Raw genomic sequence first — 22,346 nt, 5'->3', positions numbered from 1 at the left:
AGGAGCGAACATGGCGAAACACGAGACAGGCAGAATGCCGCAGTCCATCGATGAGACGATGGCGCTGCTGGAATCGGAGAACTATCTCGCCGGACCCGCTCTCGCCACCGTTCTTTTCCTGGCACTCCGGATGAAGCGCCCGCTCTTTCTCGAAGGAGAGGCCGGGGTCGGCAAGACGGAAATCGCCAAGGTGCTCTCGCGCTCGCTCGATCGACCGCTGATCCGGCTGCAATGCTATGAAGGACTCGACGTCGCATCCGCCGTCTATGAATGGAACTACCCGGCGCAGATGCTGGAAATCCGCCTTTCGGAGGCCGCCGGCATGGTCGACCGGCAAAGGGTGGAAAGCGACATTTTTTCGGAACGTTTCCTCATTCGCCGTCCGGTGCTTCAGGCGATCTCTGCGAATGCCGGCCGTGCGCCAGTGTTTCTGATCGACGAGCTCGACCGCACCGACGAAGCCTTCGAGGCTTTCCTCCTCGAGGTGCTTTCCGATTTCCAGGTGACCATTCCCGAGCTTGGAACGATCCGGGCCGATGAGCCGCCGATCGTCATTATCACCACCAACCGGACGCGCGAAATCCACGATGCCTTGAAGCGCCGCTGCCTCTATCATTGGGTCGACTATCCCGGCGCGTCACAGGAGCTGGAGATCATCCGGCGTAAGGTACCCGGCTGCAATGCGACGCTTTCCCGGGAGATCGTCGCTTATGTCCAGAAGCTCCGTACAGTCGATCTCTTCAAGAATCCCGGCGTCGCGGAGACGATCGACTGGGCGACGGCGCTGACCGAGCTCGACGCGCTGGCGCTCGATCCCGAGACCCTCGCCGATACGCTCGGGACGCTGCTCAAATATCAGGATGACATCGCCCGGATCGAGGGCGCCGAAGGGCGTAAGCTGCTTGAAGAAGTCAAGCGCGAACTTTCGGCTGAGGACTGACACCATGACGGGCGCGCCGGATGCCGCGGGAGTAAGCCATCGCCGGGACCACGGGCAGTTTGCCGACAACATTGTCTTCTTCGCCCGGGCGCTGCGGCGGGCAGGCATGCGGATCGGACCGGGCGCGATTGCGGACGCCATCGAGGCGGTCGGCGCAATCGGCATCGGGTCGCGCCCAGAGTTCTATACCGCGCTCCAATGCACGCTGGTGAAGAGACATGAGGACCAGCCGCTTTTTGATGAAGCGTTCCGCCTGTTCTGGCGCAAGCGCGATCTCGTCCGCAAGATGATCGCGCTATTGTCGCCCGTCGCCCCCGCACGCGTAAGGGATGATCGGAGGCGGCGCATCGGCGAGGCACGTCTTAGCGAAGCGCTCCTCAGCGGCCGGGACGACACTCGACAGGCTCGTGAGGAGGAGCAGATCGAAATCGACGCGCGCTTCACCGCCTCGGGCCGCGAGCTCTTTCGCAAGGCGGATTTTGCGCAGATGACAGCCGCAGAAATCGCCGAGGCGCGCAGGGCGATGTCGTCGCTGCTCTTGCCCTTCGATCGGGTCAAGACACGGCGCTTCCGCCCGTCTCATCGGCCGGCCCGGATCGATCCGCGCGCGACCATGCGCGATGCCATGCGGCTCGGCGGCGAGTTCATCCAGCCTCGCTTCCGGGAGCCGCGTCTCAGGCATCCGCCGCTCGTCGTGCTTGCGGATATCTCGGGCTCGATGACGCAGTACACGAGGGTTTTCCTGCATTTCCTGCATGCACTGACAGAAGAGCGCCACCGCGTTGAGACCTTTCTCTTCGGCACCAGGCTGACGAACGTCACCCGCCAAATGCGCAACCGTGATCCCGACGAGGCGCTCGACGAGTGCGTCGCTGCGGTCAAGGACTGGTCAGGCGGTACGCGCATCGGCGAAACGCTGCACGAGTTCAACCGTCGTTGGTCTCGGCGTGTGCTGGGGCAGGGCGCTATCGTCCTCTTGATGACCGACGGCCTCGAGCGTGACGACACGGTGCAGCTCGAGATCGAGATGGATCGCCTGCATCGCTCCTGCCGCCGGCTGATCTGGCTCAATCCGCTGCTGCGCTTCGAGGGTTTCGAGGCGCGGGCCCGCGGTGTCAGGGCCATGCTGCCGCATGTCGATGAATTTCGGAGCGTGCACAATCTCGAATCCGTCGCCGAACTGGTGAAGTCCCTGTCGGGTGAGCGGAGCCGCGACGCCGATCCACGGCGCTTCCTTGATTCACGGCGCGCCGCCGCGACTCCGGCTCGCGCCATTTTTAGCGGCAACGGCGATGTGGGTTGAACTGTGCCTGCATCGCCATGATCTAAGAGGGAAGAACGGGAGTGCCAAGAATATGACGAACGACGCGAAGATGCTCGACCCGTTGGAGATCGCCGAGGCATGGCACGGGCAAGGCCGCGCCGTGGCCTTGGCGACGGTCATCGAGACTTGGGGCTCCGCACCCCGCCCAGTCGGCAGTCATCTGGTCATTGACGGCGAGGGCAACTTTGAGGGCTCTGTGTCGGGCGGTTGCGTTGAAGGCGCCGTCGTCGGCGAAGCGGCCGACGTGATCGCATCGGGCCTCCCGACCGTCCTGGAATTCGGCGTCGCTGACGAAACGGCATGGCGGGTCGGCCTGTCCTGCGGCGGTCGAATCCGGGTCTATGTTGAGCGGATAGACGGCTGAGACCATGCAACTGTCCACTCTTGAGAAGCTGAATGAGGCGCGGTCGGCACGGCGGGCCGCCGTGGTCGTCAATGATACTTCGAGCGGCCGCGCGCAGGCCTTCATCGAGGGCGAAGCATTCCCGGCCGAATGGGAGGCTGCAATCTCTGAAACGCTTCGGTCGGGTCGTCCCAAACTTTCGGCGCTCGATGAACGATCCATCTTCATCAACGTCTACCTGCCGCCGCCGCGGTTGGTCGTCATCGGTGCCGTCCACATCTCCCAGGCGCTGGCGCGGCTGGCGCCGGTCGCCGGCTTCGATATGACGATCATAGACCCGCGCACCGCCTTCGCGACGGCCGAGCGGTTCCAGGCCATCGAGCTTCTGGCGGATTGGCCGGAAGATGTTCTGCCGACGCGCCCGCTCGACCGCTATACGGCCCTGGCGGCTGTCACCCACGACCCAAAAATCGACGACTATCCGATCCGGGCCGCCCTCGAGGCGGGCTGCTTCTATGTCGGCGCGCTCGGCAGCCGCAAGACCCATGCGTCGCGCGTCGAAAGATTGCGGTCGGCGGGCGTGTCACAAGAGGCAATCGGCCGCATCAGGGCGCCGATCGGCATTGATATCGGCGCCGCGAGCCCCGCCGAGATCGCCGTCGCCGTCCTTGCGGAAATCATCGAAGCGCTCCGCCATCGTGATCCCGCAGAGCAGGGGCATGCAACATGAGGTTTGGTCCTGTGCCGCTTGCGCAAGCGGAAGGCGCTATTTTGGCGCATGCGGTGAAGAGCGAGGCAGGCAAGCTGGCGAAAGGCCATCGCCTGAGCCCGGGTGATCTCGCCATGCTTAGCGACGCCAATATCCAGGAAGTCATCGTTGCCCGACTCGATCCCGGCGACCTGCCGGAAGATGAGGCCGCGGCTCGGATTGCCGCCGCCATCGCCCCCGACCATCTACGTTTCTCGCCAGCCGCGACCGGCCGCGTCAATGTGTACGCGACAGTGCCGGGGCTTTTCGTCGCAAATGATACCATTGTCGATCAAGTGAACCGCATCGATCCGGCGATCACGCTTGCCTGTCTTGCCGACCATGTCGCCATCAGTGCGGGTGACATGGTGGCCACCATTAAGATCATCCCGTTGGCCGTGCCGGAACATTTCGTCGAGCAAGCAGCTGCCGCGCTTCGCGCTGGGCCCGCCTTTGAAGTGAAACCCTTTGTGCCGCGGCGTGCGGCCTTGATCGCAACCGAATTGCCGTCGCTGAAGCGCCAGGTGATGGACAAGACGCGTGCTGTGCTAGCGGCGCGGCTCGCCCAATCCGGCAGCAGCCTGGATACGGAGCGTCGCGTCCCTCACAGCGAGACGGCCGTCGCCGGGGCGATTGCCGAACTTACAGCTTCACATGACCTGCTGATCGTCTTCGGCGCTTCCGCCGTTGCCGACCCTGACGATGTGGTGCCCGAGGCGATCCGGCGCGCCGGCGGCACCGTCGAGCATGTCGGCATGCCCGTCGACCCAGGCAACCTGCTCGTTCTTGGTCGCCTGGGCGAAATCCCCGTCATCGGTGCACCCGGCTGCGCCCGCAGCCCCAGGGAAAATGGCTTCGATTGGATCCTCGACCGGCTGCTCGCCGGCGAGTGGCCGAGCCCGGCCGACATCACCGGTCTCGGCGTCGGTGGCCTGCTGAAGGAAATTCCAGCGCGGCCGCAGCCGCGGGAAACAGCCGTCAGACCGCGGCCCGGGCCGGTCGCGATCGTCGTGCTGGCGGCGGGCCGGGCAAGCCGGATGGGACCCGCGGGGCGGCACAAACTTCTTGCCGAGTTCGATGGCATCCCGCTCGTTCGCCGCTCCGTCGAGACGGCACTGGCCGGCGGCAAAGGCAAGGTCGTCGTGGTCACCGGGTACCGCGAGCAAGAGATCCGGGCAGCACTCTCCGGCCTGCCGGTGACGTTTGCCTCGAACCCGGATTACGAGAGCGGGATGGCGTCGTCGCTTATTGCAGGTCTGTCGGCCGCGGGAGCGGAAGCGGTCGGCATGCTGGTGATGCTGGCGGACATGCCGGGTGTCACGTCCGAGCATCTGGCAAAGATGATTGCGGCTTTCGACGCCGAATCCGGCGGAGCAGTCGTGCGAGCGGTTTCCGAGGGGCAGCGCGGAAACCCGGTCATCCTGCCGCGATCCACCTTTGCTTCCGTGCGGCAACTCCTAGGCGATGTGGGCGCGAGGGACATAATCGAACGCTGCGGTCTTCCGGTGCTCGATGTCGAACTGGGTGCCGCCGCGCGCCTCGATGTCGATACGCCCGAAGCAGTCCTGGCCGCCGGCGGCACATTGAAGGAGTGAGCGATGGACAATGGTGCGATCGAAGAAATGTTTCAGGCATTGGGGCCGATCAGCATTCGCCGCATGTTCGGGGGCAAGGGCATCTATTGCGATGGCGTCATTCTTGCCGTCGAGGTCGACGGGGAGATCCTTCTGAAGGGTGACGCCGAAACCGCTCTGCAGCTGGAGGAGGCCGGCGCCCGGCAATGGGCCTATGACGGCAAAGGCAAGCCGGTGAAAATGCCCTATTGGAGCATTCCTGATTCGGCCTATGACGATCCGGACGAGATGGCCCGCTGGGTGAAGCTGGCCTATTCAGCCGCGCTCAGGGCGAAGAAGTGAGTGTGCGGCCTTAGCCGAGTGCGCGCACGGCATCCGCCGCGAAGCGCGACAGTGGCTGGGGCAGGGCGCTAAGATCGAACCAGCCTATGTGAGAAAGCTTGTCCGGTTCGGTGAGGCGGGGCTCGCCGGAAAAATCATCCGTCGCATAGATCAGCGAGATCCAGTGCTGCCGGTCGGCCTCGATCATCTGCTCGCTGATGCAGAGAAACCGCGTCGAATGGATCGAGAGGCCGCTTTCCTCTTCCGCTTCCCGGCGTGCGGCATCCTCGGCGCGCTCCATGTGGTCGACCTTGCCGCCGACAATGCTCCAGTGGCCGGCCTCCGGCGCCTTCAGGCGCCGGCAGAGAAGGATCTTGCCGTCCCGCAGGATCGCCAGGCCGCAGCCGAGGCCGGGAAAATCGATGCCGGGGAAAGCCATGGAGTGGCGGTCATGCCTTGCCGGCGATCAGCATGAAGGCTGGAATTTCGTCGCCGAAGCCGACGGGCGTCGGGCCATCGTCATGATCGCGGCGGTTGCGGTTGCGACGGTCGCGATTGTCGTCATTGGCGGCGTTCTGCGAACGGCTGGGACGATCGTGGCGGCTCGCATGGCTCTGCCTGTTGTCGGCACTACGTTCCGATTTCACCGCTTCTGCCCTTTCCGCGACTGGTTCGAATTCGGTCACATTATCGAGACGGGTCGTATCGGATTTATGATCGCCACGCACCCGACCGGAGCGTTCCACATCTTTTTTGCGATCCTTGCGCCCATCGCGGCCGCGCTCGCGCCGGCTGTCATGGCTTTCCATCGGCTCGGGGAGTTCGGAGAGATCTCCGTTCAGCCAGTCGACCTTCTGGCCGATCAGCTTCTCGATGGCATCCGAAAACTTCGTGTCACGCTTCGTCACGATCGTGAAGGAGGCGCCGGAGCGTCCGGCCCGGCCCGTACGGCCGATCCGGTGAACATAGTCTTCCGCATGGATCGGCACGTCGAAATTGAAGACGTGGCTGACGTCCGGAATGTCGAGCCCGCGTGCAGCGACGTCGGAGGCCACGAGCAGCTTGATGTTGCCGTCCTTGAAGTTGGCCAGCATCGTCATGCGCGAGCGCTGGTCCATGTCGCCGTGCAGCGCGCCGACCGAGAAGCCGTGCCGGTCGAGCGAGCGGAAGAGATCGGCGACATCCTTCTTGCGGTTGCAGAAGATGATCGCGTTCTTCAACTCATCCTGGGCGCGGATGAGATCCCGCAAGACGGCGCGCTTCTCGTAATCCTTGGCGTGCGCGGCGACGAAGCGCTGCGTCACCGTCGTTGCCGTCGAGGCCGGGCGGGCGACTTCGATCCGCTCGGGGTTCTGCAGGAACCGGTCGGCGAGTTTCTGGATTTCCGGCGGCATGGTCGCCGAGAAGAACAGCGTCTGCCGGGTGAAGGGGATGAGCTTGGCGATCCGCTCGATATCCGGGATGAAGCCCATGTCGAGCATGCGATCGGCCTCGTCGATGACGAGAATTTCCACGCCGGTCATCAGCAGCTTGCCACGCTCGAAATGATCGAGCAGGCGGCCTGGCGTGCAGATCAGGACGTCGGCGCCGCGCTCGAGCTTGCGGTCCTGATCCTCGAAGGAGACGCCGCCGATCAGAAGCGCGATGTTGAGCTTGTGATTCTTGCCGTACTTGTCGAAGTTCTCCGCCACCTGCGCCGCAAGCTCACGGGTCGGCTCCAAAATCAAGGTGCGCGGCATGCGTGCACGCGCGCGCCCCTTTTCAAGGAGCGTCAGCATCGGCAAGACGAAGGACGCCGTCTTGCCCGTGCCGGTCTGCGCGATGCCCAGGATGTCGCGACGCTGGAGGGCCGGGGGTATGGCGCCCGCTTGGATCGGTGTCGGCGTTGCATAGCCCGCGTCGGTAACTGCGGAGAGAACTTTTTGGCTCAGGCCAAGGTCAGCAAAATTGGTCAAAGGGGAAACTGTTTCCGTTCCGGTTCAATAGAACACTGATCGATCGATGGAAAATCACCATCCTGTGGCGGCGCTCTTAAGACGAAAGGCGCCGAAAGTCAAGAAATCCAGCACGTTGACGCTTGGGACGGTAAATAGATGCGATTCTTTTGCTTTTCTTGCCGACTGCCGACTGCGTGGAGGGCGGTTTATGGGTCAGTTCAAATAGCCGGCGAGCTTTGTACCGGCGCTGAGGAAGCGCATCGGATCGACCGCCAGGCCATTCAATCGAACTTCGTAATGCAGATGTGGTCCGGTGGAGCGTCCCGTGCTGCCTGATTGGGCGATCACCTGATCGGCTTCGACCCGATCGCCAACATGCACGAGGACAACGGCGAGGTGTGCATAGCGGGTCGAGACACCGTTACCATGGTCGATTTCGATCATATTGCCGTATCCGCCCGCATGCCGGGCTGTTGTCACGGTTCCCGCTGCGGTCGAGCGAATGCGCGTGCCGGTCGCGGCACGGAAGTCGATGCCGGCGTGAAGCGCCAATCGTCCGAGAAAGGGATCCAGACGATTTCCGAAACTGCTGGTCACGTCGCTGGCCGGCGCCGGGCTTTCGAGGGGCAGCCTTCGCGCGGCGTTTCGGGTCTCCTCAAGGCCGACAAGGGCGCTGTCGAGTGCGGCGAGCGACCGCTCGAATTCGTCCTGGCTCTGCGGTTCGACGTAGGGGCCACCGACCGCCGTCCGCTCGGCCGAAACCGCAGCAGCGGAAGTGTCGGTCGTCTTCGGCTCCGGGAGAACGACACCTGTACGCTCGACGATCGAGCGGATCGCTTCGGAGGTGCTCTGTGCCTTGCTCGTCAATTGCAGCACATGCGCCATCTGGTCGCGTTCGACGTCTTTCAGCGAGAGGGTCACCTTGGAAAAGATACGATCCGTTCGATCCGAAATGGTCTCCCTGTGGTCGTTCAACTGCGGTTGCGGCGCATAGCCGAGCGCCGGGGCCGGCCCTGGCACCGCAGCCTTCTCTGCTGCCATGCCCATGATCTCTTCGATCGCCTCGATGCCGTCTTGGGCGTCGGCGCGTTCCCCGTAGGCGAGCGGTTCGGGCTCCGGCAGTGCCGCCGCTTCTCCGCCCGTCGGCGGTTCGGCGTTCTCTGCCAATGTGCCAAGCCTGCCACTGCGGGAGGCAAGCTCCAATTGCTGATGCAGGAGCTTATCGACCTTTTCCTCGACGATCTGCTGGTCCAGCAATTGCCGGCTCGTCACTCGGTCGATCTGTGCACGAAGCGCCGTGATTCGGTCTTCGTATTCATGCTGCATGCGCGCTTGACGTGCGATCGTGCCGCCGATCAGATCATCGCGCAGCACGAGATAGGTGGTCGCGGCGAGATAGCCGATGCCGAAGATGCCGATGAGCGACGTGACGCCGGCAGCCATCCAGGGACGGACCGTCATGTGACGAACCCTGTCTCCGCTTGCGAGAATCAGAACGTGACTTTCCCGGCGTTTGCCGAACCCCCGGTTTTCCGGACGAATAGACACCGCTCACCCCCGCCAGATGCGACCCAAACTCGCGTTTTGCCCCGGGGGCGATTACACTTTATTAGGGTTAATAAAGCGTTGGTGTTTTTCGTTAGATGTTGGTGGAGGCCGTCATCGATCGGTAGAACGATGGCGTCAGGCCGGCCTCGGCGCGCGCCACGTCGTTGAAGGGCGCCTTCAGCGGCCCGCGGAAATTCGCACGCACCAGTGCCTGGAACGTGGCGGCCGGGTCCTTCTTCTGCCTGGCGCAGAGGAAGCGGAACCATTTGGCGCCGACGGCGACGTGGCCCTTCTCGTCCTCATAGATGACGTCGAGAACGGCAGCGCTTTGATGATCGCCGGTCTCGCGCATCTTCACCTGCAGCGCCGGAGTGACGTCCAAGCCGCGCGCCTCGAGGATGAGCGGCACGACGGCCAGCCGCGCGGTCAGATCGGCGCGTGTCGTGGGCCGCCTGCCACAGTCCGTCGTGGGCGGGCAGGTCGCCATAGTCCGCTCCCAGATCGTTAAGCCTCTGCCGCACCAGCCGAAAATGCTTGGCCTCCTCGAAGGCGACCTGCATCCATCCGTCGAAAAAGGATTGCGGCACAGGTTCCGTGGCGAAGCGCGCGACGATATCGAGTGCGAGATCGACGGCATTCAGTTCGATATGGGCAATGGCGTGAAGGAGGGCGATTCGGCCCTTTAATGAGCCAAGGGAACGCCGCTTGACACGCGTCGGCGGCGTGAGGACGGGCCTCTCTGGCCGCCCGGGCCTTGCGGGCATCGGCCGATCGAGCGGCGAGCGCAAGGAGAGCGTTCGTGCCTGCCAGCGGCGTGCGGCCTCCTGCGCGAGGTCCGTTTTGACGGTCAGGTCGCTTGCACGGATCGCTTCGACAGCGGCACCGCGCAGGCTTGTGAATTGCGGGAGCACAGCCATCAGCTCAGGCAGTGCGGAGAATTTTCGCCGCGGCGAGAACTTCCTCGGCGTGTCCCGCAACTTTAACCTTTTCCCAGACGCGGCTGATGATGCCGGCGGCATCGATCAGATAGGTTGTTCGTTCGACACCCATATATTTCCGGCCATACATGCTTTTCTCCGCCCAGACGCCATAGGCGTTGACGACAGCCTTGTCGTCGTCCGCCGCGAGCGGGACGGCGAGGTCGTGCTTCTTGGCAAAACGGTCATGGCTCTTGACCGAGTCGGGCGAGATGCCGATCAGCGCCACACCGGCCGACGCGAAGTCCTCCGAGAGACCCGAAAACGATATCGCTTCCACGGTGCAGGTCTTGGTGTCGTCCTTGGGATAGAAGAACAACACCACCGGCTTGCCGCGAAGCGCGGACAATGAAATCGAGCCGCCGCCGTCGCGGGCGAGCTTGAAATCCGGTGCAGGATCGCCGGGCCGCAAAGGTGCCATGTTTAAGCCTTTCTTAAGCCAAGTTTTATCGACATTTCGCACATAGGGGATACCTAAGATCGTCAGGGTCCGTCCAGTGCGTTTGCGACTGCTTTGACAGCTGTCCGACGGCTCTTGTGGCTACGAGCCATAATGAATGCCATGTCGCAAGACTAAGGCCGCTCCTGGATCGAGCATCTTCGGATGCCAAGGATGGCCGTCGCGCTTTCCACAGCAACCACGGCGAAGTGTGGTGACTTGGTCCGGCGATTTGTGATCTACAGGATAGGAACGACCGGGCGCACATGATGTCTGCCCGGACAGGAAGAATGCAATGCAGCAAGCAGGTGGAGAAACCCACGCCGATGAGTGACATCCGCGGCGAAAGGGTTTGCTTTCGCAAGGAAGACATCGTCGCACTGGACGCGCTTCCCTCGGCCCAGGCCCATGACCCGGTCCTCGTGCACACGCATGTGTCGGGGGGCGTGCTGCGTCTCTTCGGCAAGCTGCTGCTCTGCTCGTTGCTTGTCATCTTCGTCGGAGTTGCCTCGCTTGTCGCCGTGATCGAGAGCGGCCTGGTCGACGGTCCCCTGAATGCCCGGGCGCGCACCGCGCTCAACGCCGCCCTTGGGGCCAACTACAATGCGGATGTCGAAAGCACGGTTGTCCGTGTCACCGGTCGTGGGGCGCTGGCGCTGAAGGCGCGCGGCGTCACGTTGAACGACAAAGCCTCGGGACGCCCGGTCGCCAAGTTGGCGGCAGTCTCGATCGCGCTCGATCCCCTTGCGCTGATGACCGGCCGCATCGCCGTGTCGCGGCTGGAGGCGGAGGGCGGCGAGCTCGATACCGGGCTCTTGCCGCGCGGCGAGCCTATAGATCTCACGGCGATTCGCATCGCGGACACCCGCACGGCTCTCGAAAAGCTGTTCACCCATATCGACGCGATGTCGCGCCTGACCGCGCGAAGTTCGACGAGAACCGTTCAGCTTTCGGACCTGAGTCTGTCGATGGCAGGGGCCCGCGGTCGGATCGTTCCGGTTGAAGTCCGGACGCTGGCCTTCTCTCGCGATGACGACGGCTCCATCCACGTCGACGGCTCCGTTGCCATAGACGGGAAGGAGGCGCAGCTCGAGGCGAGGGCCTTCGGCCAGGGCGACAGCATCGCCGGCATCGAGGCGGTCTTCACCTCCCTGCCGCTCTCTCCGTTTCTCTATCACGGCAAGTCCGGCAGCGAAGAGGCCTTTGGAATCGACGCTTCGGCCGAGGTCAGCTTGAGGGCTACCCGCGCCGCGGAGGGTGCCAATCCGGCTTTGGCGGTCGGCATCAGGACCTCTGAAGGGGCATTTCACGCCGGAGGACTCGTCTCGGTCCTCAGGCCGTCGGAACTGAACGCCTCGTACGATTTCGAGCGCGCTTCGGTGGAGATCCTACCGTCAGCGGTCAAGATCGGACGCTCGGTTTTTCCTTTTACCGGCGCCCTGATTGACCTCGACAAGGTTTCCGAAGGAAGCCAGCCAGGCTTCGCCGTAGACCTGCTGCTGAAAGACGCGAGCTCCGCTCCGGAAGACATGCAGGAGCGGCCGCTCTCCTTCGACGCCAAGGCGAATGGCCGATTCGAGACCGGTAGCCACCGGCTTATCTTCGACGAGTTGCTGATCTCCAGCCCGCTTGGATCCATGGCAGGGTCGCTCGCGGTCGCCTTTGGCGACACATCGCCCCAGATCAATTTCGCCGCGGTGAGCGACCGGATGCAGCCAACGGCGGTCAAGCAATTATGGCCCTGGTGGGTGGCCAAGGGCGCGCGGCGATGGGCGATCGGCAATCTCTTCGGCGGGACCGTGTCGGATGCGCGGATAGAAGTCTCGATCCCGGAGGGCAGAATTGCCGGCAGCGATGGCGAATTGAAGCTCAACGAAAACGAGCTCAATATCAACTTCGCGATCGATGACACGCGAATCAACATCACTGGCGAAATTCCGCCGCTGCGCGACACCACCGGGCACTTCGAATTGCGCGGCGAGCGCATGACGGTCCAGGTTGCCCGCGGCGCGGCCTTTTTCCCTTCCGGCCGGTCCGTGGCGCTGAACGGCGGCGACTTCGTCATTCAGGATGTCTACAGCAAGCCGCTGATGGCGGAAATGAAGATCGAGGTGGGTGGCGAGGCCGACTCCATTGCCGAACTTGTCAGCTACAAGCCAATCCGGGCGCTACAGAAGACGCCCTTCGTGCCCGAAGATTTTGGCGGACCGATGACGGCATTGGTCGGAGCCCGCTTCGGACTGATTTCGAATCAGAAGCCACCGCCGCCCTTGTGGCAGGCGGAGATGCAGTTGCAGAAGGTGACGATCAACCGGCCGGTTTCCGGCCGCGAAATCGCCGATCTGTCCGGAACCATGCGGATCGACAACACCAAGGCGGTTCTCGATGCCGATGCCCTGATCGACGGCGCAGAAATGCGCATCGCGCTGACCGAACCGGTGGATGCCAAGGCGAATGTGACCCGCACACGCGAGATCTCCGGAACCCTCGACGACGCGGCGCGGCGCAAGATCGCCCCTGCCTTGTCCGGCATTGTCAGCGGGCCGGTCGGCGTGGAGGTGTCGCTTTCGGATGACGGCAGCCAGTCTGTGAAAGCCGATCTCGGAAAGGCGGCTCTGTCGCTGCCGTGGATCGGCTGGAACAAAGGCGCCGGCATTGCGGCCAAAGCGGAATTCACAGTGAGAAAAAGCGAAGCCCTCACGGAGATAAGTGATTTCAGCATAAAGGGCGACGGCTTCGGTGCGGCCGGCGATCTCCGTGTCGACGACGATGGCCTCGCATCGGCCCGGTTGCATGACGTTCGCCTGGCGACAGGCGACGATTTCGCCGTGACGGTCGAACGCGCCAAAGGTGGCCATGTAGTCGCACTCACCGGTTCGTCTGCGGATATCAGACTGCCCCTGGCGCGCGCGAAGAGCGAATCCGGCTCGGGCGACGATGGCAATGTAAGGATCAGCGCCCGTCTCGACCGTGTGGTCGGCTTCAATGGCGAGGTCTTCTCCAATGTGCGTTTCGCCCACTCTGCCCGCGGTCAAGAAATCGACAATATTGATCTGTCGGCGCTCACCGCGAACGGGCAGGCGGTGGTCGCCAGACTGGTGAAGGAGGGGCCGGACAACACGCTCGAGCTGACGACGAGCGACGCCGGCGCGCTGGCGCGCTTCACCGATATTTATCGCAACATGCGCGGCGGCCTGTTGAACCTGCGGCTGCGGGACCGCGGTGCCAGGTCATGGCGCGGCACTGTCGATTTGCGGAAATTTTCGCTCGTCGGCGAGCAGAAGCTGCAGTCGATGGTTTCGACCCCGGCCGGCCAGGACGGCCGCAGCCTCAATCAGGCGGTGCGCAGGGATATCGACGTGAGCACGGCTCGGTTCGAGCGAGGCTTCGCCCAGCTTCTCCTCGATCGTGGCGTCATCCGGGTCGACAGCGGCGTGTTGCGCGGGCTCGATGTCGGTGCCACCTTCCAGGGCACGATCCGCGACAACAACGGCCTCATGGACATGACCGGAACCTTCATGCCGGCCTATGGCATCAACCGGTTGTTCGGCGAATTGCCGCTGATCGGCGTTCTGCTCGGTAACGGTCGCGACCGCGGCCTTCTCGGCATCACCTTCAAACTGACCGGACCCTTCAACCAGCCGAATCTGACGATCAACCCGCTGTCGCTCATCGCCCCGGGCGTGTTCCGCAGCATTTTTGAGTTTCAATGAAAAGGCCGGCGCAGCGGCCGGCCTTCATCGATTGACGCTGGTGGGCCGTTCAGACGGGCCGCACCAGAATGTGTTTCTTCTTGCCGAGCGACAGCTTGACGACACCGTCGCCGGTGATGTCGCCGCTTCCGATGAGGCGGCGCTCGTCATTGATCTGCTCGTCGTTGATGCGGACTGCCCCGCCCTGGACGTGACGGCGAGCCTCGCCGTTCGATGCCGCGAGACCGGCGCGCACCACCAGCGTCAGCAGGCCGAGACCGGTTTCGAGCTCGGGGGCGGGGACCTCGATCGACGGCAGGTTTTCCGCAAGCCCACCTTCCTCGAAGGTCTTGCGGGCCGTTTCCGCAGCCTGCTCCGCGGCTGCCCGACCATGCAGCATGGCGGTGATTTCCGTCGCCAGGATCTTTTTCACCTCATTGATTTCGGAGCCGCCGAGCCTGGACAGTCGCTCGATTTCCGGCATCGGCAACGTCGTGTAGAGCTTCAGGAAGCGCGTGACGTCGGCGTCCTCGGTGTTGCGCCAGTATTGCCAGAAATCATAGGAGCCGAGCATGTCGGGATTGAGCCAGATGGCGCCATTGACCGACTTGCCCATCTTCGCCCCCGAGGCGGTCGTCAGAAGCGGCGAAGTCAGCGCGTAGAGCTGCGGCGTGCCCATGCGATGGCCGAGATCGATGCCATTGATAATATTGCCCCATTGGTCCGAGCCGCCCATCTGCAGGCGGCAGCCGGTCCGCTTGTAAAGCTCCACGAAATCGTAGGCTTGCAGGATCATGTAGTTGAACTCGAGGAACGACAGCGACTGCTCGCGATCGAGGCGCGTTTTGACACTGTCGAAGGAAAGCATGCGGTTAACTGAGAAGTGGCGGCCAACGTCGCGCAAGAACTCGAGGTAGTTGATACCCAGCAGCCATTCGGCGTTGTTGATCATCAATGCGTCAGTGGGGCCGTCGCCATAGCGAAGATAGTTGGAGAAGACGGTCTTGATACTTGCGATATTGGCAGCGATCGTTTCCGGGGTCATCAACTGCCGTGCCTCGTCCTTGAAAGACGGGTCGCCGACCATGCCGGTGCCTCCGCCCATGAGCGAGATCGGGCGATGACCCGTCGCCTGAAGCCAGTGCAGCATCATGATCTGGATAAGTCCGCCCGCATGCAGGCTCGGGGCCGTCGGGTCGAAGCCGATATAAGCAGTCACGATTTCCTTTCGGAACAGCTCATCGAGGCCGGCATCATCCGATGTGGTATGGATGAAACCGCGTTCGTGAAGCGTGCGCAGAAAATCGGACTTGAACTCGGACATAAGCTGTCTCTTTCGGCTTGTTTGGAGGTCTGCGGCGGGCGTTTATCACTGTTTTGTCGAAAGTGCACGTTTTTGCTTGGGCAGCGTTTTGTTATGAACGGGGGAACGGAAAAGTGCGGAGGACCTGCGTGGGCAAGGTGTTGACAGCGATCGGCCTGATGAGCGGCACGAGCATGGATGGTATCGACGTCGCTTTGGTCGAGACCGACGGTGAAACGATCGTTCGCAGGGGGCCGTCAGCAGGATATGCCTATGAGCCGCGCTTCCGGGACCGGCTGAAGCTGGGACTCGAGGATGCCAAGTTGATCCGCAAGAGGGATGAACGCCCAGGTGTGCTGGCGGAACTTGAGCGGGACCTGACGTTTCTGCACGCGCAGGCGGTTAAGGCATTCCTTCAGGAAAACAACCTATTGGCCGGCAATGTTGATGTAATAGGTTTTCATGGACAGACGGTCCTCCATCGTCCCGATGAGGCCCTGACCGTGCAGATCGGCGATGGGGACCTGCTGGCGCGGGAAACCCTGACGGACGTGGTCTACGACATGCGGGCGAACGACATGGCGCATGGCGGCCAGGGGGCGCCGCTGATCCCGGCCTATCATGCCGCTCTTGCCCAAGGTCTGTCGGACGGTTCGGACATCGACGCGCCCGCCGCCTTCGTCAATATCGGCGGCATTTCGAACATCACCTATATCGGTGCTGGCGAGTCGATCATTGCCTTTGACAGTGGACCGGGAAACACATTGATCGACCAGTGGGTGGAGGCCCATGCCGGAATTCCCTATGACCAGGGCGGCATGGTTGCAGCCGAAGGATCGGTTTTGCCGGAGCTTGCCGACCGCTACCTCGCTCATCCCTTCTTCTCGTCGGAAAAACGCCGCTCGCTCGACCGCAACGATTTTTTGCCGCCAGCCGCCGCAGAGGCGAGCCTCGAAGACGGGGCGCGCACCTTGGCCCATGTGACGGCGGCCGCCATCTTGCGATCCGCACGTCATCTTCCGCAAATGCCGGCGACTTATATCGTCTGCGGCGGCGGCCGCCTCAATCCTGTCATCATGAAGGACCTGGCCTCGCTTACAGAAGCGGCGGGCGGACGCGTGCTTGCCGCTGAGGCACTGGGTCTGAATGGCGATTCGATGGAAGCCGAAGCCTGGGCCTACCTGGCCGTAAGATCATTGCGCGGGCTGCCGCTGAGCTATCCCGGCACCACGGGCGTCATCCGGCCGGTAAGCGGCGGACGGTTGGCGAGGCCGGCGCCCGCGTCGACGGGCACAAGCGCCAGGTCTGTTTAATGATTTCTTCGTGCGATGCCGCTAATCTGCGCGCATTTCTGACCGGTTTAATTGCGCAGCATATGGTCGGCTCCTGATGTTGTTCGGATTTTGTTGATGGGTGGAGCGATTTCCCTGCTGGCGGTGAATTTCATCATCGCCCAGATCTTCGTGGTGGCCTTCCTCATCATCGCGGCGAAGAGCCGTGAAAAAAAGCCGGCGATCTGGTGCGCCGCCGGCTTCACTGTCGCTTCGCTCTCGGCCGTGTTCGAGACCGTCTTGCCCTTTTCGGTCGTGCCGAAGCTATTTGCTTTCGGCGCCTTTGCGAGCGTGCTCGCCGGCTTCATTCTGATCCGCGTCGCACTCGGGCTCTTCTACCGGGTGCCGACGCGCCTGCCTCTGTTGGCGGGTTTCTTCCTCGCTTCGGTGATCCTTGATCTGCTGATCTATGACCTGCCGCGCGGAACGCTTAAGCACGCCTTCTTCTATCAGTTGCCGTTCTTCCTCATCCAGATATGGTCCGCTTCGACGATCGTCAGGTCGAAGCGCAGGTTCCCGGCCGACTGGATTCTGTGCGGTCTTCTGGGTCTGACCTCGGTCTACTATCTGGTGAAAATCTACGCCGCTATTGCCGCCGGGGCGGGCACGACGGCGGCGGACTATCTCGGAACCCCGTTTGCGCTGATTTCGCAGGCCCTCGGAGCCATGCTGATCGTTGCGACCGGCATCGCCATGCTCGGGGTAATGGTCAAGGAAATCATCGACGAGGCCCGCGCCAGTTCGGAGCTCGACGCTCTTTCGGGACTCTACAACCGCCGTGGCTTCGTCGATCGCCTGATGCCTGTTCTCGAAACCGCTGGCGCCGACGGTCCCGGTACCCTCATTCTTGCCGACCTCGATCGCTTCAAGCTGGTGAACGACACCTATGGCCACCATGCTGGCGATGGCGTGATCCGACAGTTCTCCCGTGTGCTTGTGGAGCTGATGCCGAGCCGAGCAGTCGCGGCGCGGTTGGGCGGTGAAGAATTTGCCGTATTTCTTCCGCGCCTCGGCCTCGTGGAAGCCCGCCTGCTTGCGCATGGGATGCGCGCGGCGCTCGCATCGACACGGATCGACGGATTACCTGAAAGCGTCACGATAACAGCGAGCTTCGGCGTGGCCTCCATTGGTCCCGGAGAGTCGCTGGAAGCGGCCATGCAGCGTGCCGACAAGGCGCTCTACGCTGCCAAGGCCAGCGGCCGGAACCGGGTGGAATGTGCCGAACAGCCGGCAACCGGCGTGCCGGTCGGTTCCCTTCGAGTGGGGCGAAAATAAAACGGCCCGGAAACCGATTGCGATCTCCGGGCCGATTGAAGGGATGAGTTTGGCGCGGCTCAGCGGATGCGCTTGGCTGCGGGCTCCGGCACCAGCTCTCCGTTGAGACGACGATCGAGATAGTCCTCGCATTCCGTCATCAGCGTCTCGATCTGGCCATTGAAGAAGTGGTTCGCTCCGGTAACCGTCCTGTGGGTGATCAGGATACCCTTCTGCGCCTTCAGCTTTTCGACGAGGCCGTTAACGTCCTTCTCCGGCGCGACCTTGTCGGAGTCGCCATTGATGATGAGACCCGACGACGGGCAGGGCGCCAGGAACGAGAAATCATAGATGTTCGGTTGCGGCGCAACCGCCATGAAACCTTCGATTTCCGGACGGCGCATCAGAAGCTGCATGCCGATCCAGGCACCGAACGAATAGCCGGCCACCCAGCAACTCTTGGAATCGGGATGCAGGCTCTGCACCCAGTCGAGCGCCGAGGCAGCATCGGAAAGCTCGCCCGCACCATGATCGAACTCGCCCTGGCTGCGGCCGATGCCGCGGAAATTGAACCGCAGAGTGGTGAAGCCGCGCTTCTGGAACATATAGAAGAGCTGGTAGACGATCTGGTTGTTCATCGTCCCGCCGAACTGCGGATGCGGATGCAGGATGATCGCGATCGGTGCGCTCTTCTGCTTCGAAGGCTGATAGCGACCTTCGAGGCGGCCGGCCGGTCCGTTGAAGATGATTTCGGGCATTGGTTCTCCGGGAACGTTTTTGGCTCAAATAGTCGTTCTTGACACCAATCTGTCTTGACGAAAGCAGTCAGCTTTTCTAGAACGCACTTTAGAACCGTTCAAAACTTCGATGCGGGCACTCCGCCCCGTTCGTCCGTCTCATAGGACAAGCGGCGCGGAAAATTCAAGAAAAATGCAACGGCATCGATTGCACGGATTGAACCGCTCCGCTCTAGCGAGGGAAGCAATGCCGGGACCGCGCATATATATGGACTGGAATGCGACGGCGCCGCTTCTGCCCGAAGCGCGCGAGGCATTCCTGTCCGCGCTTGATGCGGTTGGCAATCCCTCATCCGTCCATGGCGAGGGGCGGGCGGTTCGCGGCATGATCGAGAGCGCGCGGCGTGACGTTGCCGCGCTCTGCGGCGCGCAGCCGTCCTCGGTGACATTCACCAGCGGCGCCACGGAAGCTGCCAATATGGTGCTGACGCCGGACTTTCGGATGGGACGTACGCCGCTGAAGCTTGGCAAGCTCTATGTTTCTGCGATCGAGCATCCGGCGGTCCGCGTGGGCGGACGTTTCGCGCGGGAGGATGTCTGTGAAGTGCCGGTCACAAGCGGCGGCGTCGTCGACTGCGTTGCGCTCGAGACGTTGCTTTCGGCACATGATCGCCAGCAGGGCCTGCCCATGGTAGCCGTCATGCTCGCCAACAACGAGACGGGTATCGTCCAGCCGATCGCCGAAGTTTCCGCGATCGTACGCGCCCATGGCGGGCTGTTGGTCGTCGATGCCGTTCAGGCAGCGGGCCGGCTGCCGCTGTCGATCGAGAACCTGGGTGCCGATTTCCTCATCGTCTCGTCGCACAAGATCGGCGGGCCGAAGGGGGCCGGCGCCGTCGTCGCCCGCGGCGAGGTGATGATGCCGGCGCCCTTGATCCGCGGCGGCGGCCAGGAGAAGGGGCATCGCTCCGGTACCGAGAATGCTCCGGCGCTGGTGGGTTTCGGGGCGGCTGCGCGGGTGGCTGCCGAAAACCTCGAGGCGCGCACGACCGCAATCGCCGCTCTGCGCGATCGGCTCGAGGCTGAGATGCTGGAAAGCGCACCGGATGTGGTGATCCACGGCCGCGATGCGCCGCGGATCGCCAATACCTCCTTCTTCACGCTTCCCGGGCTGAAGGCGGAGACAGGCCAGATTGCCTTTGATTTGGAGGGCGTGGCCCTCTCGGCAGGTTCTGCATGCTCTTCCGGCAAGGTTGGACAGAGTCATGTGCTGACTGCGATGGGCTATGATCCGCGGCAAGGCGCCCTGCGTCTGTCGATCGGTGCGTCGACGACGCAAGCGGAGATCGAACGCTGTGCGGCAGTTTTCGTGAAAGTGGCGTCGCGACGCCGCTCGACGGGACAGGCCGCGTGAATGCGGAATGCCTTGAATGAAATTGCGGAAAAGCAATTTTCCGCTTGGCAAACGGGGTGAAAACCGCCTTTTAGCCATTACATAAGCGGTGCGCACATATTGCACCGCATTGACAAGCCGTCGGACCTTGGATCCGGCGAGATTGGAGAGCGACATGCCTGCCGTGCAGGAGACCATTGATCAGGTCCGCCAGATCGACGTGGACCAGTACAAATACGGCTTCGAGACGAAGATCGAGATGGACAAGGCGCCGAAGGGCCTGTCCGAGGATATCATCCGCCTGATCTCCGAGAAGAAGAACGAACCGGAATGGATGCTCGAATGGCGCCTCGAGGCCTATCAGCGTTGGCTCACCATGGACGAGCCGAGCTGGGCGCGTGTCAAGTATCCGAAGATCGACTTCAACGAGATCCACTATTATGCCGCGCCGAAGGGCACGACCGGGCCGAAGTCGCTCGACGAGGTCGATCCGGAGCTTCTCAAGGTTTATGAGAAGCTCGGCATCCCGCTGAAGGAACAGGAAATTCTCGCCGGTGTCGAAAAGACGAAGATCGCCGTCGATGCGGTGTTCGATTCCGTTTCGGTGGTCACCACCTTCAAGGAAGAGTTGAAGAAGGCCGGCGTAATCTTCATGTCGATCTCTGAGGCGATGCGGGAGCATCCGGATCTCGTGCGGAAGTATCTCGGCACCGTCGTGCCGCAGTCGGATAACTTCTATGCGACGTTGAACTCCGCGGTCTTCACCGATGGTTCCTTCGTTTATGTGCCGAAGGGCGTTCGTTGCCCGATGGAGCTGTCGACCTATTTCCGCATCAACGAGAAGAACACCGGCCAGTTCGAGCGCACGCTGATCATTGCCGACGAAGGCGCCTATGTCTCCTACCTCGAAGGCTGCACGGCGCCGCAGCGCGACGAGAACCAGCTTCACGCCGCGGTCGTCGAGCTGATCGCGCTCGATGACGCCGAGATCAAGTATTCGACCGTGCAGAACTGGTATCCGGGCGACAAGCACGGCAAGGGCGGCATCTACAATTTCGTGACCAAGCGTGGCGATTGCCGGGGCAAGAACTCGAAGATCTCCTGGACGCAGGTCGAGACCGGTTCGGCGATCACCTGGAAGTATCCGTCCTGCATCCTGCGCGGCGACTGTTCGCGCGGCGAGTTCTACTCAATCGCCGTGTCGAACGGCCACCAGCAGGTGGATTCCGGCACCAAGATGATCCACCTCGGCAAGAACACGTCGAGCCGTATCATTTCCAAGGGCATCGCCGCCGGTGTTTCGGACAACACCTATCGCGGTCAGGTCTCGGCGCATCGCAAGGCGGAGAACGCCCGTAACTTCACGCAGTGCGACTCGCTCTTGATCGGCGACAAGTGCGGCGCCCATACGGTGCCCTATATCGAGGCGAAGAACTCGACCGCACAGTTCGAGCACGAGGCGACGACCTCGAAGATTTCCGAGGATCAGCTGTTCTACTGCCTGCAGCGGGGCATTCCGGAAGAGGCGGCGATCGCGCTGATCGTCAACGGCTTCGTCAAGGAAGTGATCCAGGAACTGCCGATGGAATTCGCCGTCGAGGCGCAGAAGCTGATCGGCATCTCGCTGGAAGGCTCGGTGGGCTGAGGCCTGGGACTGACAATTGAACCGGCGCGCTGGACCTACGCGCGAAAACTATTCGTTTCCCAAGAGGACGATTTGAAATGCTTGAAATCAAGAACCTGCACGCCCGCATCGCCGAAGACGGCACCGAGATCATCCGCGGCCTGGACCTGACCGTGAAGGCCGGCGAGGTCGCTGCCATCATGGGACCGAACGGCTCCGGCAAGTCGACGCTGTCCTACATCCTTTCGGGGCGCGAAGACTACGAAGTGACCGAGGGCGATATTCTTTACAACGGCGAAAGCATCCTGGAGCTCGACGCTTCGGAGCGTGCGGCCAAGGGCATTTTCCTCGCTTTCCAATATCCGGTCGAGATCCCCGGTGTCGCTACCAGGCAGTTCCTCAAGGTGGCGATGAACGAGCAGCGCAAGTATCGCGGCGAAGACGAGTTGACGACGCCGGAATTCATGCGCCGCGTCAAGGAGGCCGCTGCCGAGCTGAAGATCGCGCCGGAAATGCTGCGTCGACCGCTGAATGTCGGCTTCTCCGGCGGTGAAAAGAAGCGCGCGGAAATCCTGCAGATGGCGCTGCTTCAGCCGAAGCTCTGCGTGCTCGACGAGACCGACTCGGGGCTCGACATCGACGCCCTGAAGATCGTCGCCGACGGCGTCAACGCACTGCGCTCGCCGGATCGCGCCGTCGTCGTCATCACCCACTACCAGCGCCTGCTCGACTACATCGTCCCGGATACGGTCCACGTTCTCTACAAGGGCCAGGTCGTCAAGTCGGGCGACAAGACGCTGGCGCATGAGCTCGAAGCCAAGGGCTATGCCGACATCATCGAGGCGGCAGCCTGACGCCTGT

At 62.5% G+C, this 22,346-nt stretch carries 18 protein-coding genes and 1 pseudogene; 12 read left to right on the top strand and 7 right to left on the bottom strand.

All coding sequences use genetic code 11. The features are described from left to right. The first annotated feature begins 10 nt into the window (after positions 1-10). The 6 genes from ATC00_RS13835 to ATC00_RS13810 are packed head-to-tail and all read left to right on the top strand — an operon-like array spanning position 11 to position 5,271. Entirely contained in the window at positions 11-940 is a 930-nt protein-coding gene (locus ATC00_RS13835) for an AAA family ATPase (protein WP_064253215.1), read from the top strand. A gap of 4 nt (positions 941-944) precedes the next feature. Next, positions 945-2,243, top strand: a complete 1,299-nt coding sequence (locus tag ATC00_RS13830) for a vWA domain-containing protein (RefSeq protein WP_064253214.1) — start codon at positions 945-947, stop codon at positions 2,241-2,243. Between the two features lie 52 nt (positions 2,244-2,295). Then, positions 2,296-2,628: an XdhC family protein gene (locus ATC00_RS13825; protein WP_064253213.1), complete on the top strand. Its 333-nt coding sequence runs from the start codon at positions 2,296-2,298 to the stop codon at positions 2,626-2,628. A gap of 4 nt (positions 2,629-2,632) precedes the next feature. Further along, positions 2,633-3,337: an XdhC family protein gene (locus tag ATC00_RS13820; protein WP_064253212.1), complete on the top strand. Its 705-nt coding sequence runs from the start codon at positions 2,633-2,635 to the stop codon at positions 3,335-3,337. After that, positions 3,334-4,950 carry an NTP transferase domain-containing protein gene (locus ATC00_RS13815; protein ID WP_064253211.1) on the top strand — a complete coding sequence of 539 codons (1,617 nt, stop codon included), beginning with the start codon at positions 3,334-3,336 and terminating at the stop codon, positions 4,948-4,950. The genes ATC00_RS13820 and ATC00_RS13815 overlap by 4 nt, the downstream gene beginning before the upstream one ends. A 3-nt stretch (positions 4,951-4,953) precedes the next feature. Continuing rightward, a complete protein-coding gene (locus ATC00_RS13810; protein ID WP_037383518.1) occupies positions 4,954-5,271 on the top strand; it encodes a TfoX/Sxy family protein in 318 nt (105 codons plus the stop codon). A 10-nt stretch (positions 5,272-5,281) separates the two neighbouring features. Here the strand turns inward: ATC00_RS13810 and ATC00_RS13805 are convergent, their stop codons facing one another. The 5 genes and pseudogenes from ATC00_RS13805 to ATC00_RS13785 all read right to left on the bottom strand — a co-directional run bounded on the left by ATC00_RS13805 (position 5,282) and on the right by ATC00_RS13785 (position 10,133). Next, on the bottom strand, positions 5,282-5,689 hold the full coding sequence (locus tag ATC00_RS13805) for an NUDIX hydrolase (RefSeq protein ID WP_037383516.1): 408 nt from the start codon (positions 5,687-5,689) through the stop codon (positions 5,282-5,284). 10 nt (positions 5,690-5,699) lie between these two features. Beyond that, the gene (locus ATC00_RS13800; RefSeq protein ID WP_037383515.1) at positions 5,700-7,205 is read right to left on the bottom strand and encodes a DEAD/DEAH box helicase; all 1,506 of its coding nucleotides are present in this window, start codon (positions 7,203-7,205) and stop codon (positions 5,700-5,702) included. 195 nt (positions 7,206-7,400) lie between these two features. After that, positions 7,401-8,735 carry a M23 family metallopeptidase gene (locus ATC00_RS13795; protein ID WP_064253210.1) on the bottom strand — a complete coding sequence of 445 codons (1,335 nt, stop codon included), beginning with the start codon at positions 8,733-8,735 and terminating at the stop codon, positions 7,401-7,403. Between the two features lie 91 nt (positions 8,736-8,826). Continuing rightward, a pseudogene (locus ATC00_RS13790) lies at positions 8,827-9,652 on the bottom strand (ferritin-like domain-containing protein). A 4-nt stretch (positions 9,653-9,656) separates the two neighbouring features. After that, complete coding sequence (locus ATC00_RS13785; RefSeq protein ID WP_037383506.1) at positions 9,657-10,133, bottom strand: peroxiredoxin; 477 nt, start codon at positions 10,131-10,133, stop codon at positions 9,657-9,659. A 344-nt stretch (positions 10,134-10,477) separates the two neighbouring features. On the opposite strand from ATC00_RS13785, the gene ATC00_RS13780 reads away from it, so the two are divergent. Next, positions 10,478-13,864, top strand: coding sequence for a YhdP family protein (locus ATC00_RS13780; protein WP_037385015.1), 3,387 nt, complete (start codon positions 10,478-10,480; stop codon positions 13,862-13,864). A gap of 49 nt (positions 13,865-13,913) precedes the next feature. On the opposite strand, the gene tyrS is transcribed toward ATC00_RS13780, so the two are convergent. Beyond that, positions 13,914-15,167 (bottom strand): tyrosine--tRNA ligase, encoded by a 1,254-nt coding sequence (tyrS, locus tag ATC00_RS13775; protein WP_037383503.1) that lies wholly within the window; start codon positions 15,165-15,167, stop codon positions 13,914-13,916. Positions 15,168-15,295: 128 nt separating this feature from the next. Between tyrS and ATC00_RS13770 the strand changes: the two genes are divergently transcribed. Further along, positions 15,296-16,459 carry an anhydro-N-acetylmuramic acid kinase gene (locus ATC00_RS13770; RefSeq protein ID WP_037383500.1) on the top strand — a complete coding sequence of 388 codons (1,164 nt, stop codon included), beginning with the start codon at positions 15,296-15,298 and terminating at the stop codon, positions 16,457-16,459. A 96-nt stretch (positions 16,460-16,555) separates the two neighbouring features. Next, on the top strand, positions 16,556-17,752 hold the full coding sequence (locus ATC00_RS13765; protein ID WP_037383498.1) for a GGDEF domain-containing protein: 1,197 nt from the start codon (positions 16,556-16,558) through the stop codon (positions 17,750-17,752). A 59-nt stretch (positions 17,753-17,811) separates the two neighbouring features. On the opposite strand, the gene ATC00_RS13760 is transcribed toward ATC00_RS13765, so the two are convergent. Continuing rightward, positions 17,812-18,489 (bottom strand): alpha/beta hydrolase, encoded by a 678-nt coding sequence (locus tag ATC00_RS13760; RefSeq protein ID WP_037383496.1) that lies wholly within the window; start codon positions 18,487-18,489, stop codon positions 17,812-17,814. A 226-nt stretch (positions 18,490-18,715) separates the two neighbouring features. On the opposite strand from ATC00_RS13760, the gene ATC00_RS13755 reads away from it, so the two are divergent. The 3 genes from ATC00_RS13755 to sufC all read left to right on the top strand — a co-directional run bounded on the left by ATC00_RS13755 (position 18,716) and on the right by sufC (position 22,339). After that, the gene (locus ATC00_RS13755) at positions 18,716-19,882 is read left to right on the top strand and encodes a cysteine desulfurase family protein (protein WP_064253209.1); all 1,167 of its coding nucleotides are present in this window, start codon (positions 18,716-18,718) and stop codon (positions 19,880-19,882) included. A gap of 154 nt (positions 19,883-20,036) precedes the next feature. Continuing rightward, complete coding sequence (gene sufB, locus ATC00_RS13750; RefSeq protein WP_064253208.1) at positions 20,037-21,506, top strand: Fe-S cluster assembly protein SufB; 1,470 nt, start codon at positions 20,037-20,039, stop codon at positions 21,504-21,506. Between the two features lie 77 nt (positions 21,507-21,583). Further along, the gene (sufC, locus tag ATC00_RS13745) at positions 21,584-22,339 is read left to right on the top strand and encodes a Fe-S cluster assembly ATPase SufC (protein WP_064253207.1); all 756 of its coding nucleotides are present in this window, start codon (positions 21,584-21,586) and stop codon (positions 22,337-22,339) included. The last annotated feature ends 7 nt before the right edge of the window (positions 22,340-22,346 follow it).

It is taken from the genome of Sinorhizobium americanum, assembly GCF_001651855.1.
GTDB classification, from domain to species: domain Bacteria; phylum Pseudomonadota; class Alphaproteobacteria; order Rhizobiales; family Rhizobiaceae; genus Sinorhizobium; species Sinorhizobium americanum.
The sequence above is the reverse complement of the archived record's forward strand: the minus strand, read 5'-3'. Positions and strand labels throughout refer to the sequence as shown.

What these genes read in the sequence shown, in the direction of transcription:
- ATC00_RS13835 (WP_064253215.1), top strand. Translation starts at nt 11, where the DNA reads ATGGCGAAACACGAGACAGGCAGAATGCCGCAGTCCATCGATGAGACG.
- ATC00_RS13830 (WP_064253214.1), top strand. Translation starts at nt 945, where the DNA reads ATGACGGGCGCGCCGGATGCCGCGGGAGTAAGCCATCGCCGGGACCAC.
- ATC00_RS13825 (WP_064253213.1), top strand. Translation starts at nt 2,296, where the DNA reads ATGACGAACGACGCGAAGATGCTCGACCCGTTGGAGATCGCCGAGGCA.
- ATC00_RS13820 (WP_064253212.1), top strand. Translation starts at nt 2,633, where the DNA reads ATGCAACTGTCCACTCTTGAGAAGCTGAATGAGGCGCGGTCGGCACGG.
- ATC00_RS13815 (WP_064253211.1), top strand. Translation starts at nt 3,334, where the DNA reads ATGAGGTTTGGTCCTGTGCCGCTTGCGCAAGCGGAAGGCGCTATTTTG.
- ATC00_RS13810 (WP_037383518.1), top strand. Translation starts at nt 4,954, where the DNA reads ATGGACAATGGTGCGATCGAAGAAATGTTTCAGGCATTGGGGCCGATC.
- ATC00_RS13805 (WP_037383516.1), bottom strand. Translation starts at nt 5,689, where the DNA reads ATGGCTTTCCCCGGCATCGATTTTCCCGGCCTCGGCTGCGGCCTGGCG.
- ATC00_RS13785 (WP_037383506.1), bottom strand. Translation starts at nt 10,133, where the DNA reads ATGGCACCTTTGCGGCCCGGCGATCCTGCACCGGATTTCAAGCTCGCC.
- ATC00_RS13780 (WP_037385015.1), top strand. Translation starts at nt 10,478, where the DNA reads ATGAGTGACATCCGCGGCGAAAGGGTTTGCTTTCGCAAGGAAGACATC.
- tyrS (WP_037383503.1), bottom strand. Translation starts at nt 15,167, where the DNA reads ATGTCCGAGTTCAAGTCCGATTTTCTGCGCACGCTTCACGAACGCGGT.
- ATC00_RS13765 (WP_037383498.1), top strand. Translation starts at nt 16,556, where the DNA reads ATGGGTGGAGCGATTTCCCTGCTGGCGGTGAATTTCATCATCGCCCAG.
- ATC00_RS13760 (WP_037383496.1), bottom strand. Translation starts at nt 18,489, where the DNA reads ATGCCCGAAATCATCTTCAACGGACCGGCCGGCCGCCTCGAAGGTCGC.
- ATC00_RS13755 (WP_064253209.1), top strand. Translation starts at nt 18,716, where the DNA reads ATGCCGGGACCGCGCATATATATGGACTGGAATGCGACGGCGCCGCTT.
- sufB (WP_064253208.1), top strand. Translation starts at nt 20,037, where the DNA reads ATGCCTGCCGTGCAGGAGACCATTGATCAGGTCCGCCAGATCGACGTG.
- sufC (WP_064253207.1), top strand. Translation starts at nt 21,584, where the DNA reads ATGCTTGAAATCAAGAACCTGCACGCCCGCATCGCCGAAGACGGCACC.